Below are 18,330 nucleotides of genomic sequence, written 5' to 3' on the forward strand. Positions count from 1 at the left end.
AAACCGGCCTCTCCGTGCGGCCGGGAGAGGTGGCGGAGCCAGGGCAACCAACCCGGCGGGTCACCCCGGATGGCCCCGTGTCATGACTAACGTGGCAGGAAGGCCGAGTGGCCGTCGTGACTGGTATGATCCTCGTTGGGGCCATTGCCCCCGCGCATCCCATCGGCGCCATAGGACTGCAGGAAGGGCCGCTGACCATTGCTCGCGTAGGCGTACGGGTGGCCCCAGGGGTTCACCGGCACCTCGGGCAGGTACTTGGGCACGAGGAAGGACAGGTCGCCCTCCTCGGGGAGGGAGCCATGCTCGGTGCGATAGACCTCGAGCGCGGCGGTGATGCGGGCGAAGTCCGCGTGGGTCTGGGCGACTCCCGGGTCGGTCTTCCCGCGCAGCCCGAGCCACACGGACAGGCCGATGAGCACCGGGGCCAGGAGCAGGAAGGGAATCATGGGGTGGACGCGGCGGCGGGGCGTCCCAGACGTTTGACTCGAGGGGGCGTTCACCCCCCGGCACCTACCACAGGGCGCGGAAGAGCGGCACCGGATGGGGCTTGCCCTTGAGTCGCACGGGCGGCAGCTCCTCGAAGGAGGACTCATGACCGGGCAGCACCGCCACGGTGCGCTCGCCCACCAGGATCTCCCCGGGGCCGGCGAGCGCGCACAGGCGGGCGGCCACGTTCACCGCGTCGCCGATGCAGGTGTACTCGGCGCGCACCGCGCCGCCGATGTTGCCCGCCACCGCCGCGCCCGTGTTGATGCCGATGCCCAGCTCCAGCTTGAGCGGCCGGCCCTCGCGCGTGGTGGCCCACTCGGCCTCGGCGCGCCGGCGCAGGTCCACCATGAAGGCCATCATCATCTTGGCGCACTGGAGCGCGCGCAGGGCGTCGTCCGGGCGGAACACCGGCGCGCCGAACACGGCCATGAGCCCGTCCCCGAGGAACTTGTCCAGGGTGCCCCCACACGTGAGCACCGCGTCGGACAGGCCGCCGAGCACCTGGTTGAGCACGCCCACCGTCTGCTCGGGGGGAAGGTTGTCGGCGAGCCCCGTGAAGTTGCGGATGTCGGCGAAGAGCGTCGTCACCTCGCGCTTCTCGCCCGTGAGCACCACCGCGTCCGGGCTCTTGAGGATCTCCTCCACCACGGCATCGGAGGTGTAGCGGGCGAAGAGCTTGCGGATGCGCTCCGTCTCGCCCGTGCGGCGCATGACGCTCTCGATGCGCGCGGCCAGCTCGTCCATGGAGGCCGACTTGTTCACGTAGTCGTCGGCACCCGCGCGCAGGCCGCTCACGCGCTCGGCGTCGTTGTCGTTGGCGGTGAGGATGATGACGGGCATGGCCCGCGTGGGGCCTTCCTTCAGCCGCCGGCACAGCTCCATGCCGTCCAGCCCCGGCATGTCCAGGTCACTCAGGACGATGGCCGGCTGCACCTTGTTCACCTGCTCCAGCGCCTCGTACGGGTCCTGGAAGCACACCACCTCGTAGCCGAGCGACACGAGCCCGTCCTGCACGAAGGCGCACGCGAGGGGGCTGTCGTCCACCACCATGACGCGGTGGTGCCCCGCCTCGGGCTGGGCGCGCGCCGGGGACTCCTGGCGGCCGGCGACCCGCCCCTGCAGGGCCAGTCCCTCGTAGAGCTGCTTATAGGAGCAATAGCCGTGCTCGACGAGGATCTCCCCCAGCTTGCGGCCCGAGCGGCGCTGGAGCGTGAGCGCCTCGTCGAGCTGGGACAGGGTGAGGTACTTGAGCCCCACGAGCACCTCGCCCAGCGGGGGGTGGATGGGAAGGAAGCCCGGGGGCGCGTGGTTCAGGCCGAGCGCCTCGCCCAGGGCCTCCTGGATCTGCTCGCGCGTGACGTAGCCCAGGGAGATGAGGGCCTCGCCCAGGCGTTGGCCGTTGAGCGCCTGGAGCGAGAGGGCCTCCTCGATCTGCTTGGGCGTGACGATGCCGAGCTTGAGCAGCAGCTCGCCGAAAAGCGGGCTGTCCGCGCGAACCGCGCGGTGGGGGTCGGGGCGCTCGGGGGCCGGCACGTTGTCCAGGGAAGGACGGCTCAACGGGCTCTCCACCTTGGTGGGGGGGGATTCCAAGGCCCCCAGCGTACCCCAGCACCGGCCCCTCGAAATACCCCGGAGAAACGCTCCCCTGGCCGCCCAGCCTTCGAGTGGCCGCCAGGGGACGGCCCGGGGACTACCCGCACGGTAGCGTCACGGTGAAGGTGGAGCCCTCGCCCGGCGCGCCACTCACCTGGATGGAGCCCCCGTGCGCATCGATGATCTCCCGGGTGATCCACAACCCCAGGCCGAGCCCCTGGTAGCGATGGTCCTGCACCGCCCGCTCGAAGCGCTCGAAGATGCGCGCCCGGTCCTCGGGCGCGATGCCGATGCCGTGGTCCCTCACCACGAGCCGCACTCCTACCGGACCGCCGTCCTCCACCCGCACCTCCACGGGCTGGCCGCGGCCGTACTTGACCGCGTTGGACAAGAGGTTGACGAGCACCTGCTCCAGGCGCATCCGATCCCACCGCCCCGTCGGGACGGCGTCCGCGAGCAGCCGCACCTCGCTGCCCGAGCGCGAGAACGCCTCGGACATGCGCCCGAGCACCTCGCGCGTGAGCTGCGCCAGGTCCAACTCCTCGCGCTCGAGCAGCAGCCGCCCCGAGGAGATGCGGCCCACGTCGAGCAGCTCGTCCACCAGCACCCCCAGCCGCTCGCTGGCGCGCTCGGCCTTCGCCACGCGCTCGGCGACGTCCGGCGCGGAGGCCACGCCCCGCGTGAGGCGCGCGAGCATTTGAATCTGCAGCCGCAGCGCGCACAGGGGCGTCTTCAGCTCGTGTCCGGCGACGGAGAGGAAGTCATCGCGCAGCCGCACCGCCTCGGTGGCCGCGCCGTACAGCCGCGCGCCGACGATGGCCAGGGCCGCGCGCTCGCCGAGGCTCTGCAAGAGGAGCCGATCCTCCTCGGTGTAGGGCCGGCTGCCGCCCGCCACGTCGCGCACCACCCCGAGCGTGCCCACCACCCGCCCCTGGGCGCGCAGGGGCACCACGAGCAGGCTCTGGGACCCGTAGCGCTCCAGGTAGGGCACGTACTCCGTCAGGCCCTCCGAGACGCGCGCCGCCTCCGCGTCGATGTCCGGCAGCAACACCGAGTGGCCCCCCAGCACGACGCCCCCGTGCAGCCCCTCGCCCGAGCGCTGCCGGCGCGCGTGCACCGTGCTCGCGAGCAACCAGCGCGCCTCCGGGTCCGGGTGGTGGAGGGCGACGGGCTCCAGGGTGGAGTCCTCCTCGCGGATGAGCTGGAGCACGCACCCGTCGCCGATGACCTCGGACACCTTGTGGGCGATGACGTCCAGCACCGCCGGCAGCTCCAGCCCCGCCTGGGCGAGGAGCCGATCCACGTCCACGAGGATGCGCAGGCGCGCGGCGTGGCGGCGCGACTCGGCCTCGGCGGCGCGCGACTCGCGCAACAGCCGCGCATGGTCGATCGCCAGTCCCACGCGCGATGCCAGGTCCTCGGTGAGGATGCGCTCCGCCTCGCCGAAGGGCTCGCGTCCGGGCCCACGCACGAAGGACATGGCGCCCAGGGTGCGATGGCGCGCCGCCAGGGGCACGACGAGGAGCGAACCACCGGACTCGAGGCCTCCGGGCTCCGGCGCGAGCCCCCGCGTGCCCGGCACGCCAATCCCGGTGACGAGCAGGGGGCAGCCGGTGCGCACCACCTCGGTGATGGCCGAGGGGCGCACGCGCTCGGGGGTGAAGGCCTCGAGACACCCGGTGCACGGAGCCCGTTCCACGTGCGCGTGCCGCGCGGTGAGGCGCCTGAGCGCGCCGTGGTCGTCGAGGAAGTCCACCGCGCACCAGTCGGCGAAGCCCCCCACCACGAGCTGGGCCACCGCGGCCACCGCCTCCTCCCACTCGAGCGGTCCGGACAGCAGCACCCCCGCCTCGGCGAGCAATCTCAGCCGCAGCGCGGCCGCCTCCGCCTGGACTTGCACCACGTGCACCGCGTCCGCGGCGCTGCGCACCAGCTCGCGCAGCATGCCCGTGGCCGAGGGAGCGCCCACTGGCTGCTCCGACGCATGAGACATGCGATTCACGATCGTCATGATGTTGTCTTGGGGCACTTGCATGCCCACCCCCCCCGCCCGGGACTCCATCGGGCGAGCGGACAGCTTTTCACGCCTCGTGACGCTTGCCTACCCGCCTCGCCTCCGAACGTCTTCCCCCGGATGCTCCCACCGGGTGTGTGTGTCCAGCTCCGCCTGGAATTGTCCCCCGGTTCAATGGACGAAGATGGCGAAGAGGACTTCCAGGACGATGAGCAGGACGATGGTGAGCTCCAGGGAGAGGGAGCGATCCGTGTCCACCTCGCCCTTGAGCAGGCCGTAGGTCTGGGCGAGGAGCTGTTGTTTGCGCGTCACCGAGGCCTGCCAGGAGGGGATGCGCATGCGTTTGACGGCGGCCTCGTAGACCTTGGACAGGTAGAAGTCGCCGATGATTTTCAGGCTGTTCTCCACGCGCTCGACGAACTCGTTGAGGTCCACCAGGGTGGCGAGCGTCTCGCGGGTGAGGTGGCGGTAGGGGCTGCGCACGAGGGTGGACCAGCCCCGGCGGCGCTCCTGCATCCGGTCGTGGATGCGGCCGATGTGCGAGTCCAACAGGTCGTCGTAATAGCGGAACTCCAGCAATTGCGCGTTGGCCACCTCCAGGAGGTCCGGGATGTCATTGGAGCCGGAGGGCTCGTAGACGAAGGCGCTGTTCCAGTCGACGATGACCAGGTCATCCACGGTATAGCTGAAGCGCGAGGAGAGGACGGACTCGCGCTCGCGCGGGGACAGGGCCTTGGAGTCCACCTCCCCGAGCAGCAGCCGCGCCAGGTCCGCGCGCGCGAGCAATTCCTCGGCGTTCGGAGCGCCCTCGATGCGCTCCACGAAGAGCACGGTATAGCTCTCGTTCTGTTCCCAGAGGTGGGGCCCCTGGGCGGCCGGGGCAATCATGTGCCGCACCGACTCGACGAGCTCCAGGGCGAGCGCTTCCAGGGCCACACTGTCATACAGCTCATCGGCGAGCGCGGTGAGCGCGTCGAAGCCGGTGCCCGGCGTCACCGGGACGCGCAGGATGATGGAGGCGGCGCCATGGTCGAACAGACGCGCCGTCACATCCACCGTGACGGGCCCCTGGCGCAGGGCGAGCACGCGCCGGCCCAGCTCGAAGGCCAGGGGCGGGTTGAGCAGGAGCAGATACTGGCTGTTTTCCCGGCTCAGCTTGAGGCGGCGGGCGTCCGCGGAGATGACCTGCCGGGCCCGCTCCAGGTCGAGCTCCTCCGCGATGTCGAAGGTGCGATAGCAGAGGACGTGAGCCTTCTCCAGGAGGAGCGGGGTGGGAGCCGACATGGGGGCGGCAGCTTAACCGCTTGGGAAGGCTTACGGTCCACCTTCGGAGGGGCCCGGAGGCTGGGGAGGATCCATCTGGGCGAAAAGACTGTCGGCGAAGCGCTGGACGCAGTCGGTGGGGCGCGCGGGGACGAGGGCGCACTGGTGCGTGGCGAGCAGCTCGGGACCGGCCAGCACGCGCTCCAACCTTTCCACATAGGGCTTCCAATCATCCCGGGACAGCTTGCGCGAGGGGCGCGCCGGATCCACGGCCCGGGTGGGAGCGCGGGCGACAGTCTGGAGGACCCGGTCGCGGTAGGCATTCCAGGCGCTGCGGGCCTCGGCCGCGGGCCCCTCGAGCGCCGGGGACAGGGGCGCGAGCGGGTTGCGCTCTCCGCGGGCCCAGGCATCGGCGTAGTAGCCACGCCAGGCATGGTGACGCTGGAGACATTGACTCTCGGTGAAACCATACCCGGTGCCCATGGAGCGCTCGCCGGTGGTGAGGTCCACCCAGTTGGCCTCCTCGGCGGCGGCACAGGCCTCCGCCATCCAGCGGTTGTAGTCGTCCTGCAAGGCCATCCACTCCTTGAAGGCGTCGGGCCTGGACTTCTTGAGCGGGAGGATGGCGCGGTCGAGCGCCTTGTTCATGGCCTTGCGCAGACACTCGGCGCGCCGCTGCCCCATGAGCTTCATCTCCACGTTCGAGTCCGGCTCCGCCTTGGACGGAGGACACGCCCGGGTGGCCCAGGTCTCCAGGGCGGGGGGGGTGGCCGTCAGCAGCAGGGCGAGCGGAAACACGAGCATTCCCAGGCTCTAGCACGCGCGCGCCGAGCCCCCAATCCACCCCCATCCACCGGTGAACACTCTCCGCCCGGCCCTAGCGGACCCCGGGGGGGACGAGCTCCGTGCGCACATCCCACAGCTCGGGGAAGAAGCGCAAATCCAACGCCTTGCGCAGGAACCCCACGCCCGAGGAGCCTCCCGTGCCGGGCTTGAAGCCGATGACACGCATCACCGTCATCATGTGGCGGTAGCGCCACAGCTGGAAACGCTCCTCCACGTCCACCAGCTTCTCGCACATCTCATAGGCGTCCCAATGGCGCTCGGGGTTCTCGTAGATGATCCGGAACGTCTCCATCACCCCGGCGCTCTTCTCGTAGGGCTGACGCCAATCCCGCTCGATGCGATCCGCTGGCACGGCGAAGCCCTTGCGCGACAGGTGGCGCAGGAATTCGTCATACACGCTGGGAGACTCCAACAACCGCTCGAGCTGCGCATGCTCGGTGGGCGAGTGCCGGAAGGGAGCGAGCGTGGCCTCGTTCTTGTGGCCCAGGAGGAACTCCAGCGCCCGGTATTGATGGCTCTGAAAGCCGGACGCCTGCCCGAGCGCGCCCCGGAATTCGAGGTATTCGTTGGGCGTGAGCGTCTCCAGGACACTCCACTGCTCGAAGAGCATGCGCTGGATGTGGCCCACCCGGGAGAAGATCTTGAAGGAGGGCTCCAGCTCGTCCTTCTGCACGTAGCGGATGACGGCTTCCAGCTCATGGACGAGCAACTTCATCCACAGCTCGCTCGTCTGGTGCTGGATGATGAAGAGCAGCTCGTCGTGATGGGGGGGTTGCGAGCGGGGAACCTGCGCGGAGAGCAATCGCTCCAGCTGCAGATACTCGCCATACGTGGTCCGACCGGCCAGGTCGGTAAAGATTCCAGGCTCCAACTCGCGCTTGTTCATGAACGCCAGCATGGCGGGCCCCCCCGAGGCCCGCAAGGAGGACTGGATCTTCCCCGTCAGGAGAAAGACCCGCCCCCCGGTCGCCGTGCCAGGCGGAAACTACCCGGCGTTCTTCTGGGCCTCGGCCAGGGCCTTGGCGGCGGCGCGGCCACGGGGCAGCTTGATGTCCTCCACGCTGTTGGGCTCGGCGTAGTCCTTCCACTCGCCCGGGCGGCGGTTGGTCTTCTCGAGCATGCGCAGCTTCTGGTAGTGCGCGGCGCAGTAGCCCTTGGTGCGGCTGGGCTTGCCACAGCCAATGATGGCGCAATCCCGCGCACCGCCCTCGGTGCTGGCGGCCGGCTTGCGGCCACGACGCTTGCCACCCGACGAGGCGGAAGACGAAGCCGACGGAGCCGCGGAAGAAGCGCGGGGAGGACGGCCCGGGCTGCGCCGCGTGGCGGCGGCACTCGACGCGCGCTGAGCACCCGACACGCCGAAGAGGGGACCCACCGCGCTGGCCAGCGGCGCGAGCTGCTCGGCCACGCTGCGCAGGCTGTCGAGATCCGACGTGCCCGCCTCCAGACGCGACACCAGGTCGCGCAGCGGCTTGAGCTGAATCTCGATCTCGTTACGAACCATATCCCTGAATGCCTTGTCGACCGACATGCTCTTGTATCCTCGTGCTCGATGGCCGCCGCTCCGGCGCGGCACGGCTCATCACTGGGGGTTTGCTGTTGGAGCTGCTGTTGTACACAACAGCCCAACAAACATAACGCCATAAATACACCGTTTGTCGATTAAATTTAATTAAATGTCGTCTCCCCCGTGAATCATGCTGCTACATCTGAACGCTCTTTCAGTACGCGATTGAGCAGGAATCCCAACCCCAAAAGCCTCGCGTGGGCCGCCAGACACGAGGCACCGGCCCCGAGTACAACACCTGGGGTTGCAGTCGTACGCCGCCAGGCACACAGCCGGTCTCATCGCCGCGAGGCCGAGAATCCGCGCTCCGGCCCCCCTCACCCCTCCCTTTGGGCCGACCGTCCCGCTCGCCTGACAACACTTCATGAGACTCCGAGAGCCCTTCCCCGGGCTCGGAGCCACCGTCCCACGTCCGGGATGGCCCCTCGGTGCGCCCGGCTGCAAGCCGTTGAGACACCGATGACGCACCGGAGAGACACCGGGGGCTCCCAGACACCGCGCGTCACCGCCCCGCCAGGAGTTGACGGGCAGACAGGCAAGCCCCGGCGCCTCTCTCGCAGGTGCCATCCCAACCGGCCATCCCCATCTTCATTCCCCGTGGAGTCCGCGCCCGACCCGAATCCGTTGCGCCGTGCGTTCTTCCGCTTCGCCGAGCGGGGCGCGGCGCTGTCCGCGCGCTATCACCGGGCCCGGCTGCTGGGAGCACGGCATCTGCCCGCGGCGGGTCCAATCCTGCTCGTGGGCAATCACGGACTCTGGGGTTACGAAACCCCCGCCTTCTTCCATCTGCTGCATCGCGCTACAGGCCGCTACCCGCTGGGGCTCGCCGAGCGGGGATGCCTCAAGCTCCCCGTGGTGAAGACATTGCTGCCCTGGCTCGGGAGGGTGGAAGGCACACGGCAGAAGGCGCTGGAGGTGCTCGACGCGGCGGGTGCACGGAGCATCCGTGCGCCTGTTCACCTTTCCAGGGGGAAACCAGGAGCCCTCGCGCACCGTGGTGTGTCTGCCAGGACTGGGTGCCTCGGGCCGCTCCTTCGCGCCCATGCGTCCGCTCGCGTCCGGCTGGCGGCTGTTGTTGTGGACGCCCCCGTTGCAGACGCCGCTGACGCATACACCCCTGCAATGGAACGTCGACGCGCTGGCTCGCCCCGAGGCGGGACTCCCCGAGCGCTTCGCCCTGGTGGGCTCTTCCTTTGGAAGTCTCCGCCTCAAGGCCCTGGTGCTGGTATCGCCCGTGGCGAGCGTGCAACGCATCCGCCGCGGCGCCGTGGCGCTGTCCACCCTGGTACGCATTCCCAAACCCTTCGCCTACCTCTTCGCCCCCACGGTGGCGCGCATCCTGGGCGGGCGCTCCCTGCCCTCGGAGGGCCGGGCGGAAATCGTGCGCGAGGGCCGCCGCCTCTCCCCCCTGGAGATGTTGCGGCGGCTCAAGGACATCCTCGCCGCGCGCTATCTGGAAGAGCTTGGGGGCTTGAAGGTCCCCACCCTCATCCTCCATGGAGGGCAGGACAAGCTCGTGCCCCTGTCCTATGCACGGGACGTGGCCGGGCGCATTCCCGGCGCGCGGCTGGAAGTGCTGCGCGAAGCCAGCCATCTGCCCTACATGAGCCATCCCGACGCCTTCAACGCCTTCATCGACGACTTCCTCCGCCAACACACCGCCTGAGCCGCCCCCGCCCCTCCATGGATCCCACCACCTCGCTGTCCCGCTCCGCCCTGATGTTCCTCTCGCGCCGCGAGGGGTTGAAGGAAGCCGCCACGCGCGTGCCCGCCCTGGGGCGGGTCGCCCGCCGCTTCATCGCCGGCGAGACGCTCGAGGACGCCGTCGCGGCGGTGAAGGAATTGAATGCCCGCGGCATCACCGTCTCCTTCGACCATCTCAACGAGGCGGTGCGCACCCCGGACGAGACGCGCGCGGAGGTGGCCGAGTACCTCCGGCTGTTCGCGCGCATCGACCAGGAAAAGGCACGCGGCAACGTCTCGCTCAAGCTCACCCAGTGCGGTCTGCTCATCGACAAGGAGCTGGCGCTCGCCAACGCGCGCGAGGTGGTGGCCGAGGCGAAGCGGCGAGGCTCGTTCGTGCGCGTGGACATGGAGCAGAGCGAGGTGACCCAGGCCACGCTGGACGTGGTGCGCGCGCTGCACCGGGAATTCGGTGGCAGGCACGTGGGCGCGGTGCTGCAGAGCAGCCTGTACCGCACCGAGGCGGATGCGAAGGCCCTGTGCGCCGAGGGCATCCGCATCCGTCTGTGCAAGGGCGCCTACCTCGAGGGGCCCGACGTGGCGTATCAGGACAAGCGCGAGGTGGACGAGTGCTTCCTGCGCACCCTGCGCGTGCTGCTCGACAGCGGGCTGTACCATGGCATCGCCACGCATGACGAGCGGATGATCCAGGAGACGCTCACCTACGCGAAGGAGAAGAAGCTCAAGCCCAACGCGTTCGAATTCCAGATGCTCTATGGCATCCGCCGCGACCTGCAGGAGCTGCTCGTGGGCGAGGGCTACCCGGTGCGCGTCTATGTGCCCTACGGCAAGCACTGGTACCCGTACTTCATGCGGCGGCTCGCCGAGCGCCCCGCCAACGTCTGGTTCGTGTTGAAGAACTTCATGAAGGGCTAGGCCCCCGCCGCGTCCCGGCCGAGATCTCCCACCCGCTCGGCCTCGGGATCCGGCCGTTTGACGCGCAGGGTGACGAACTCCTCGGCCACCGTGGGGTGGATGCCCACCGTGGCGTCGAGCTGCTTCTTCGTGACGCCACACTTCAACGCCACCGCCAGGCCCTGGATGATTTCCGGCGCGTCCGCGCCCACCATGTGGATGCCCAGCACCCGGTCGCTCTCCCGCGCGACGATGACCTTGAGCATCACCCGCTCGTCACGCCCGCTCAGCACGTGCTTCATGGGCCGGAAGCTGGACACATACACGTCCACCGCGCCGAACTTCCCACGCGCCTCGCGCTCGGTGCACCCCACCGTACCCACCGGCGGCTGGCTGAACACCGCCGAGGCCACCCCCGTGTGGTCCATCCGCGTGGGATTGTCATGGAAGAGCGTCTCGGCCACCGCGCGCCCCTCGGCGATCGCCACCGGTGTGAGGTTGATGCGGTCCGTCACGTCGCCCACCGCGTAGATGCTCTCCACCCGGGTGCGCGACCCTTCATCCACCTTCACCGCGCCCCGCTCGTTCAACTCCACCCCCACCTCCTCCAACCCGAGCCCCTTCGTGTTGGGCACCCGCCCCGTGGCGAACAACACCGTGTCCACCTCGAGTGTCTCCAGGCCCGTGAGCACACTCAACGTCCCATCCGCCTGCTTCTCGATGCCTCGCAGCAGGCTCTCGGTGCGCAAGCCAATCCCCTTCTTGCGCATCTCCTCGGCGAGCACCGCGCGCACGTCGTCATCGAAGCCGCGCAGCACCGTGCCGCCGCGCAGGAACATCGTCACCCGCGACCCCAATGCGTTGAAGATGCCCGCGAACTCCACCCCGATGTAGCCCCCACCCACGATGGCCACCCGGCGCGGCAGCTCTGGCAGCCGCAGCGCCCCGTCCGAGGTGATGACATGCTCGATGCCGGGAAGCTGGGGCAGGAAGGGATGCGAGCCCGTGGCCACCAGGATGTACCTGGCCGTGTAGCGCTGGCCGTTCACTTCCACCGTGTGCGCATCCACCACCCGGCCCCGGCCCTCGATGAGCCGCACGCCGGATTCGTGCAGCAGCCGCCGGTACACCCCATCCAATCGCTCGAGTTCCCGGTCCTTGCCCGCCTGGAGTTTCTTCCAATCGAAGCCGGGCTCGGCGACGGACCAGCCATGGCCCACCGCGTCCTCGAACTCCGCGCGGAAATGAGCGCCATAGACGAGCAGCTTCTTGGGCACACAACCGCGGTGCACGCAGGTGCCGCCCACCGCCTGGTCCTCGCACAGCGCGACCCGGGCGCCGTACCCGCCCGCCCGGCGGCTCGCGGCCACGCCTCCCGAGCCCCCTCCAATGGTGAACAGGTCGAAGTCATATTCCGGCATGGGCTCTTCCTCGCGAGGGGTCGGGTTCAGCCTTCAAGACCACACGATGGGCATGCCCCCGGACGCGTGTCCTCCATGCAGAGGACGGGAGTGCCCACCCCTCCAGCAAGGAAGCGGCCTCACACGCCCGGGAGGCCAGGGCCCCTGACCTTGAGTGCCTGGGAACCCTTGCACGATAGGGCCTCGTCACCGAGGCCGTGCTCTCCGCGACCGGGACGTGAGGGTTCAGGGGTCGCGCCGCAGCGGCACCAGCGCGCGGATCCGCGCGTCGCGCAGGTAGAGCCCCGCCCACACCACCACGCCAATGATGATGGGGCTGGTGAACGGGTCCGAGATGCGCACGTGCGTCGCGACGGCCCCTCCGAGGTAGGCCGTGAGCAGCAGGGCACCCAACACGGCGGTGCGCGGCACCGCGTAGAGCACCACGCAGAGCAACTCGACGACGCCGATGGGGACCAGCGTGGACAGTGGGTAGCCCTGCTTCTCCTGCCAACCTTGGACCACCTGCGGATTCTGGGACAGCTTCATCACGGCGCTCATCAGGAACAAGGCCACGGACAGGCCCGACACGGCGCGTCCGATCCACAGCATGGTCTTGCTGGTGGTGGGAGCCGAGGAGGAGGGAGGAGACGACAGGGTGGAGGCTTCGGCGGGGGTGGACATCGGGGGGCTCCCAGCGGCGGAGAGAGACTTCTGGATGGGGTGAACCGAACGAATGCCCGGCTGAATAGCGACCGGACGGGGCGCGCGCAAGGAGACACGGAAGGTGAATTTCCACGCCGGAGCGTGCAACCAGCGTCCGAGGCCGTAGAGTGGACGGGGGATGGAAGCCAAACGCTACCTCGTGCCCGCGCGCGTCCACCGGGTCGAGCAGGAGTTGCAGAAGAGCCGCTTCCTCACCACGGCCGCTCCGGCGCCCACGGTGGAGGAGGCCCGGGCCTTCATCGCCCGCGTGCGCGAGGAATTCCCCGACGCCACCCACAACTGCTGGGCCTATGTCGCGGGTCCGCCCGGCTCCACCGCCCAGGTGGGCATGAGCGACGATGGCGAGCCTCACGGCACCGCCGGCCGGCCCATGCTCAATGCCCTGCTCCACGGCGGCGTGGGCGAGGTGGCCGTCGTCGTCACCCGCTATTTCGGAGGCACGCTGCTGGGCAAGGGCGGGCTCGTGCGCGCCTATACCGGGTGCGTGCAACAGGCACTCGAGAGCCTTCCCACCCTCGAGCGCGTGCCCAAGGCACGTCTGGCCATCGAAATCGAATACGCGAGCGTGGACGGGTTGCGCCGCATGCTCCCCGCCCACGAAGCGGAGCTGGTGTCCGAGGAGTACGCCGCCACCGTGGGCTACCAGCTCCTGCTACCCGTCTCGCGGCTGGAAGCCTTCCGCAAGGCGCTGCTCGACCTGACCCTAGGCGAGGTGCTCATCGAGGTGCTCGAGCCCCGTCAGTAGATGATGCAGTCGAACTTCTCGATGACGGCCCGGAGTTCTTCCGGGGTGGTCTCCATCCGCTTGGCTACCGAAGGAGCGTGATAGGTCAACGATTTGGTGGGAGCTGGTTGGGTGTGAAGCTCCTCCACGGTGACACGCCCAAATCGGCCCGGCCATCTGACGCTGCTCAACTCGGAGGCACGGCCGATGGGGTCCACGAAGGTGAAGCAGGGCCACTTGGGAAAGCGTAGGGTGGAGGGATCACACCCCATGATGCGGCAGCCATCCATCCAAGCCTCGGTGAAGTCGCAGTCCTCGATGGAACCGTGCTGATACCACGGCAGGCTGCTGTACTCAGGCCAGAGGCCGAAGTCGCACCCTGTCAGCCACCCCTTGAACCGGCAGCCCTTGAGGGACGCGGCCACCCAGCTCTGGAAATTCTTCAACTCCTGCTTCACCTCGAAGGTGCAGTCGCTGAAGCGGGGCTGCTTGAGGCTCAGGCGCCGAGCGGACACCTTCAGCACCAGGGTACAGTTTCTCAGCGTCAGCTTGGGACCGAGGATGTAGTTCGCCTTCTTGTCCGTCAGTTCCAACCGCTCGTTTTCGATTTCCTGGTCTTCGAAGACGACGTTACCGAGCGAATCCATCGCCGCCCCTTTCAAAAGGCGAGCATCCGGAAGAACTCGCCCGCCATGCGCCTGCCATGCCGCGCCAGATTCGACGCCGATCCGGAGAGAATCTCGTATCGGGTGCCCGTTGCCGGGTCAACCACGTCGATGCCCTTACTCAGGCTGAAGTCGTAGAGGTGCTCGAACTGCGCTTTCACCTTCGTTTGCACGTAGCGCCCCCGGGCCTCGCGCTCCAACAGCCGCGCCAGCCAATACTCGCCCTTGTCCAGAGCAGTTTTGATGGCCTCCTTCTCCGCGTCCGAGAGTCTATCGGGCCCCCACTCCTTGGAGGCCCTGGTGACGGCCTCCTGGAGCATGTCCCCCACCTTGTCCTGGGCGGGAATGTCCGCGGCCGATTTGCCGCGTGGCAGGTGCCAACGCTGCCCATCACTGAGTTCCACCTGCCGGTTGCCGCCCCGGTGGCGAATGACGGTTTCCGCGAAGCGGCCCCCAGGAGCCTTCGCCTTCCCACTACCCAGCCCCTTCTTGAACATCACCACGGCCATGGGGCCTTGCGGTGAGGTGGCCACCGTCTCCACCGCCGCGATGGCGTGGGCCAGCGCCCCCTCCGTCACGAGTGCCGTCTCTTCAGCCTCCACCCGGCTCATGACAGCAGCGCCCCCCTGTGCCTTCCACTGTCTCCCCGCAAGGTTGAAGCCCGGAAGCGACTTCACCCGCGGCAGCACCTGCCCCAGCGTGTGCCCGCTCAGCGTGGCTACCGCCAGAATCATCGCCCGTGCCGCGTCCTCGCCCAGCACTCGGCCGAAGTCCTCTCCCGCCGCGCGCAGTTCCTCGAAGGTGCTGGCGTGGTGCGCCGTGTCGGCCAGACGAGCCCAGCCATCCATCAGCCCGTACACCGTCTCGAGGCCCAGGTAGCTCATGAGAAGGACGGTGAGGGTGGCGGCCAGTGCCTTGGTCGTCGGCTCGGGCACCACCCACATCATGCAGTAGAGGGCCACCGTCCAGACGACCATGGAGACGATCGCCCGCGCGTCGAGCAACTCTCGCCCCAGGGCCGCGCGCGTCTCATCAAACACGGTGCCAAAAGCCAGCGCCAGGGCCAAGGTGCGCCGGTCATCGGTGCGCAGCCAGGCGTCGTCGTCCAGCAGGCCCAGGCAGTCACCGCCCCCCTGGTGCTCACACCACCGGAGGTACTTCTCCTTGAGGGCTTGTTCAGCTTGGGGCGTGAGGACAACCAGGCCCTCCTGGCGCTCGGGAATGAAGGTGAAACCCTCGCCTCGGTACTGCTCCAGCTTCCAGACTCCCGTCGCCGCCACCCAGGGGGCGTCTGGTGACGGATCCAAGAGGCTGAGCAGTTCGTGTGCGGCCTGCCGTGGTGTCTTGTGCTTCAGCCGCACGTCCCGGGACAGGCGCAGGAAAGCCCGCTGGAACTCGGCCCTGGAAATGCGCACCGGCCGGGTGGAGACAGGGCCAGGCTCCAGGAAGTCCACGGCGTATACGGTAGCGGACTCGAGGCCGGGCTCCGCCTTGAGGGCCTCACCCACCTTGGGAGCCGGTGGGGGGACGCGATCCCGTGGAGTGCCCGTGGCGCAGGCGGATTGGAGAAAGAGGACAAAGAGGAACCAGCCGCACAGCAAGGGACGGAACTGAGCGGCAGGCAGGCGCGGACCAGCAGGTCGGGTGGACACGGCTCACCTTACACCGAGACCACCTGACCGCCTCGGATGCCCGTCCTCCCGTGCGAGCCTAACGGGCCGCGCGCGCGAGCCTCGCCACGCCCAGCACCGCGCCCCCCGCGAGCGCCGCGATGGCCGCCGTCGCCGAGAAGCGCTTCCAGCGCGGCGTGGCTGGCACCGGGCCATAGGGGCCCATCACCCGGGGCATCGGCTGGAAGAGATTGCCCTCGAGGCGCGCCACCGACTGCTCGCGCATCTGCATGCGCTTGCCCCAGCGGCCGAGGATGAAAGTCCCCAGGAAGGGCACAATCGTATCCATCACCAGGATGAGCCAGCCCTGGAGGAACACGGGCACGAGCGTCCTGCCCGGTGACCTCGCGGCCCGCACCACCGCCCGCGCCACCACGTCCACGTCATACGTGGGTGGCACCGGCTTGGGCGCCCGGCTGAACATCGTCGGCGCGTGCGCGAACATGTTCGACGACACCGAGGGCACCAGGATGTTGGACACCTGGATGTCCGTGTCCGACAGCTCCAGTTTCAGCGACTTGGCCCAGCCGAGCGTCGCGTGCTTGCTCGCCGAATACGTGGACAACAGCGGCGCCCCACCCTTGGACAGCATGGATTGGACGTTGAGGATGTGGCCGCTGCCCTGGTGCCGGAAGTGCGGCAACACCGCCCGCGCAAAGCGCATGAAGCCAAAGCAATTCACGTCGAATACCCGCGTGATGTGCTCCCACGGCAGCTCGTCGAAGAGGCCGTAGGACTGCACTCCCGCATCGTTCACCAACAGATCCACCCGCCCATAGTGCGCCACGCACTCGCGCACCACGTGCTCCACGTCCGATTGCACCGTCACGTCCCCGGGCACCGCGATGCACTCGCCCCCCTTCGCCTGGATGTCCTGGCACAGCCGCGCGAGCGCCTCCTCCGAGCGCGCCGTCACGCACAGCCGCACCCCCGCCTCCCCCAGCCGGACCGCCGCCTGCCACCCCACCCCGCTCGACGCCCCCGTCACGATGGCGACCTGGCCCCTCAATTCCTGGCGACCCATGCCCCCTCCTCCTGTCCGGCTCCGCGCCACGCGGACCCCCGTGCGCACAGGATGCGAACGCCCCTCTCCCAACGCACACACGCGCCTTTCCCCTGGCCGCCTGTCCGCTCGGGTGTCCCCACGCCAGACGACTCCAGACGTCCAGTGGTGAACGCATCGCGGTGGGATATTCCACCTGGACTCTCCAGGTTGGATGAAGCTGTCCGCCATGAGTTCGGTGCTCGACGCGATCGTGGTGGGCGCGGGACCCAATGGGCTCGCCGCCGCGGTGACCCTGGCCCGCGCGGGCCGCTCGGTGCGAGTCGTGGAGGCCGCCCCCACCCCCGGCGGCGGCGCCCGCTCGGCCGAGCTCACCCTGCCCGGCTACGTCCACGACGTCTGCTCCGCCGTCCACCCGCTCGCCGTGGCCTCGCCCTTCCTGCGCCAGCTCCCCCTCGCCGACCACGGCCTGGAGTGGGTCCACCCGGACGCGCCCCTCGCCCACCCCCTGGAGGATGGCAACGCCGCCGTGCTCGAGCGCTCCCTGGAGGCCACCGCGCGGGGACTCGGCCCCGACGCCAGGCGCTACGAGCGCTGGATGCGCCCCATGGTGCACGCCTTCGAGGACGTCATGGCCCAGCTCGGCGACCCCCTGCGCCTGCCCCGCCATCCGCTGCGGCTCGCCCGCTTCGGCCTGCGCGCCCTGCGCTCCGCCCATGCCCAGGCCCGGAGCGCCTTCCGCGGACCCCTCGCCCGCGCCCTCTTCGCCGGTGGCGCCGCGCACTCCTTCTCCGCCCTCGAGCGCCCCCTCACCTCCGCCTTCGGCATCCTCCTGCTCACCTCGGGCCACGCCGTGGGCTGGCCGTTCCCCCGAGGCGGCACCCAGAAGCTCGTGGACGCGCTCGTGTGCTACCTGCGCGCGCTCGGCGGCGAGGTGGTCACGGGCCAGCGCGTGACGAACGTGGACGAGCTGCCCCGCTCCCGCGCCGTGCTGCTCGACGTGACGCCCGCGCAGCTCGTGAAGCTCGCCGGCCACCGGCTGCCACCGCCCTACGTGGAGAAGCTGCGGCGCTTCCGCTACGGGCCCGGCGTGTTCAAGGTGGACTGGGCCCTCGCTGGCCCCATCCCCTGGCGCGCCGTCGGGTGCTCCCGCGCGGGCACCGTGCACGTGGGCGGCAGCCTGGAGGAGATCTCCGCGAGCGAGGCCGCCGTCGCCCGGGGTCAGGTGCCCGAGCGCCCCTTCGTGCTCGTGGCCCAGCACACCCCCTTCGACGACAGCCGCGCCCCCAAGGGCCGACACACCGGGTGGGCGTACTGCCACGTGCCCAACGGCTGCACCGAGGACATGACCGCCCGCATCGAGGCGCAAATGGAGCGCTTCGCCCCGGGCTTCGGCGACCTCGTGCTCGCCCGGCACACGCGCTCGCCCGCGCAATACGAGGCGTACAACGCCAACTGCATCGGCGGGGACATCTCCGGTGGCGCCATGGAGGGCCTGCAACTGCTCGCCCGACCCGTGGCGAGCCTCGTGCCCTACGCCACGCCGGATCCGCGCATCTATCTGTGCTCGTCCTCCACGCCCCCCGGGGCCGGAGTACATGGGCTGTGCGGGTTCCTCGCCGCGCGCGCCCTGCTCGCCAGCGAGGTGTGGCGCAAGGGGTAGAGAAGTACGTGCGAGTACTCGGAGGTCTGTGTTCGCATCCCCAGCAGGCGGGCGAGCTTCCACCCCACGCTCCCCGGGAGATGGAGCAAGCGTGCCGCCGTGCACAACT

The 18,330-nt window shown here is 69.3% G+C and carries 16 protein-coding genes; 4 read left to right on the plus strand and 12 right to left on the minus strand.

Annotation, left to right across the window (positions count from 1 at the left end; genetic code table 11):
• Positions 1 to 86 precede the first annotated feature (86 nt).
• The 7 genes from CYFUS_RS49165 to CYFUS_RS49195 form a co-directional block, all read right to left on the minus strand.
• Positions 87 to 446: a type II secretion system protein GspG gene (locus CYFUS_RS49165; RefSeq protein WP_095991544.1), complete on the minus strand. Its 360-nt coding sequence runs from the start codon at positions 444 to 446 to the stop codon at positions 87 to 89.
• 64 nt (positions 447 to 510) lie between these two features.
• Entirely contained in the window at positions 511 to 2,022 is a 1,512-nt protein-coding gene (locus tag CYFUS_RS49170) for an adenylate/guanylate cyclase domain-containing protein (protein ID WP_095992679.1), read from the minus strand.
• 157 nt (positions 2,023 to 2,179) lie between these two features.
• Complete coding sequence (locus tag CYFUS_RS49175; protein WP_198316397.1) at positions 2,180 to 4,093, minus strand: sensor histidine kinase; 1,914 nt, start codon at positions 4,091 to 4,093, stop codon at positions 2,180 to 2,182.
• A gap of 174 nt (positions 4,094 to 4,267) precedes the next feature.
• Entirely contained in the window at positions 4,268 to 5,380 is a 1,113-nt protein-coding gene (locus CYFUS_RS49180) for a hypothetical protein (protein ID WP_095991546.1), read from the minus strand.
• Between the two features lie 30 nt (positions 5,381 to 5,410).
• Entirely contained in the window at positions 5,411 to 6,163 is a 753-nt protein-coding gene (locus CYFUS_RS49185) for a hypothetical protein (RefSeq protein ID WP_095991547.1), read from the minus strand.
• A 73-nt stretch (positions 6,164 to 6,236) separates the two neighbouring features.
• Positions 6,237 to 7,103, minus strand: a complete 867-nt coding sequence (locus CYFUS_RS49190) for a tryptophan 2,3-dioxygenase (protein ID WP_095992680.1) — start codon at positions 7,101 to 7,103, stop codon at positions 6,237 to 6,239.
• 87 nt (positions 7,104 to 7,190) lie between these two features.
• Positions 7,191 to 7,736 carry a cell wall protein gene (locus CYFUS_RS49195; RefSeq protein WP_095991548.1) on the minus strand — a complete coding sequence of 182 codons (546 nt, stop codon included), beginning with the start codon at positions 7,734 to 7,736 and terminating at the stop codon, positions 7,191 to 7,193.
• 982 nt (positions 7,737 to 8,718) lie between these two features.
• On the opposite strand from CYFUS_RS49195, the gene CYFUS_RS49205 reads away from it, so the two are divergent.
• Positions 8,719 to 9,438: an alpha/beta fold hydrolase gene (locus CYFUS_RS49205; protein WP_232537259.1), complete on the plus strand. Its 720-nt coding sequence runs from the start codon at positions 8,719 to 8,721 to the stop codon at positions 9,436 to 9,438.
• A 17-nt stretch (positions 9,439 to 9,455) separates the two neighbouring features.
• A complete protein-coding gene (locus CYFUS_RS49210) occupies positions 9,456 to 10,391 on the plus strand; it encodes a proline dehydrogenase family protein (protein WP_095991550.1) in 936 nt (311 codons plus the stop codon).
• On the opposite strand, the gene gor is transcribed toward CYFUS_RS49210, so the two are convergent.
• Both gor and CYFUS_RS49220 read right to left on the minus strand, forming a co-directional pair.
• Complete coding sequence (gene gor / locus CYFUS_RS49215; protein WP_095991551.1) at positions 10,388 to 11,791, minus strand: glutathione-disulfide reductase; 1,404 nt, start codon at positions 11,789 to 11,791, stop codon at positions 10,388 to 10,390. The two genes, CYFUS_RS49210 and gor, sit on opposite strands and share 4 nt — an antisense overlap.
• Before the next feature lie 225 nt (positions 11,792 to 12,016).
• Complete coding sequence (locus CYFUS_RS49220; protein ID WP_198316398.1) at positions 12,017 to 12,454, minus strand: DoxX family protein; 438 nt, start codon at positions 12,452 to 12,454, stop codon at positions 12,017 to 12,019.
• Between the two features lie 160 nt (positions 12,455 to 12,614).
• Between CYFUS_RS49220 and CYFUS_RS49225 the strand changes: the two genes are divergently transcribed.
• Complete coding sequence (locus CYFUS_RS49225; protein ID WP_095991552.1) at positions 12,615 to 13,241, plus strand: YigZ family protein; 627 nt, start codon at positions 12,615 to 12,617, stop codon at positions 13,239 to 13,241.
• Here the strand turns inward: CYFUS_RS49225 and CYFUS_RS49230 are convergent.
• From CYFUS_RS49230 to CYFUS_RS49240, 3 genes are read right to left on the minus strand one after another with little or no spacing between them, the layout of a single operon-like run.
• Positions 13,235 to 13,867, minus strand: a complete 633-nt coding sequence (locus CYFUS_RS49230; protein ID WP_095991553.1) for a hypothetical protein — start codon at positions 13,865 to 13,867, stop codon at positions 13,235 to 13,237. The genes CYFUS_RS49225 and CYFUS_RS49230 overlap by 7 nt on opposite strands.
• Before the next feature lie 11 nt (positions 13,868 to 13,878).
• A complete protein-coding gene (locus tag CYFUS_RS49235) occupies positions 13,879 to 15,537 on the minus strand; it encodes a hypothetical protein (RefSeq protein ID WP_095991554.1) in 1,659 nt (552 codons plus the stop codon).
• Between the two features lie 58 nt (positions 15,538 to 15,595).
• Positions 15,596 to 16,579: an SDR family NAD(P)-dependent oxidoreductase gene (locus CYFUS_RS49240; RefSeq protein WP_095991555.1), complete on the minus strand. Its 984-nt coding sequence runs from the start codon at positions 16,577 to 16,579 to the stop codon at positions 15,596 to 15,598.
• A gap of 193 nt (positions 16,580 to 16,772) precedes the next feature.
• On the opposite strand from CYFUS_RS49240, the gene CYFUS_RS49245 reads away from it, so the two are divergent.
• Positions 16,773 to 18,221: a phytoene desaturase family protein gene (locus CYFUS_RS49245; protein WP_095991556.1), complete on the plus strand. Its 1,449-nt coding sequence runs from the start codon at positions 16,773 to 16,775 to the stop codon at positions 18,219 to 18,221.
• The last annotated feature ends 109 nt before the right edge of the window (positions 18,222 to 18,330 follow it).

Source organism: Cystobacter fuscus, assembly GCF_002305875.1.
In the GTDB taxonomy this organism is placed as follows: Bacteria; Myxococcota; Myxococcia; order Myxococcales; family Myxococcaceae; genus Cystobacter; species Cystobacter fuscus_A.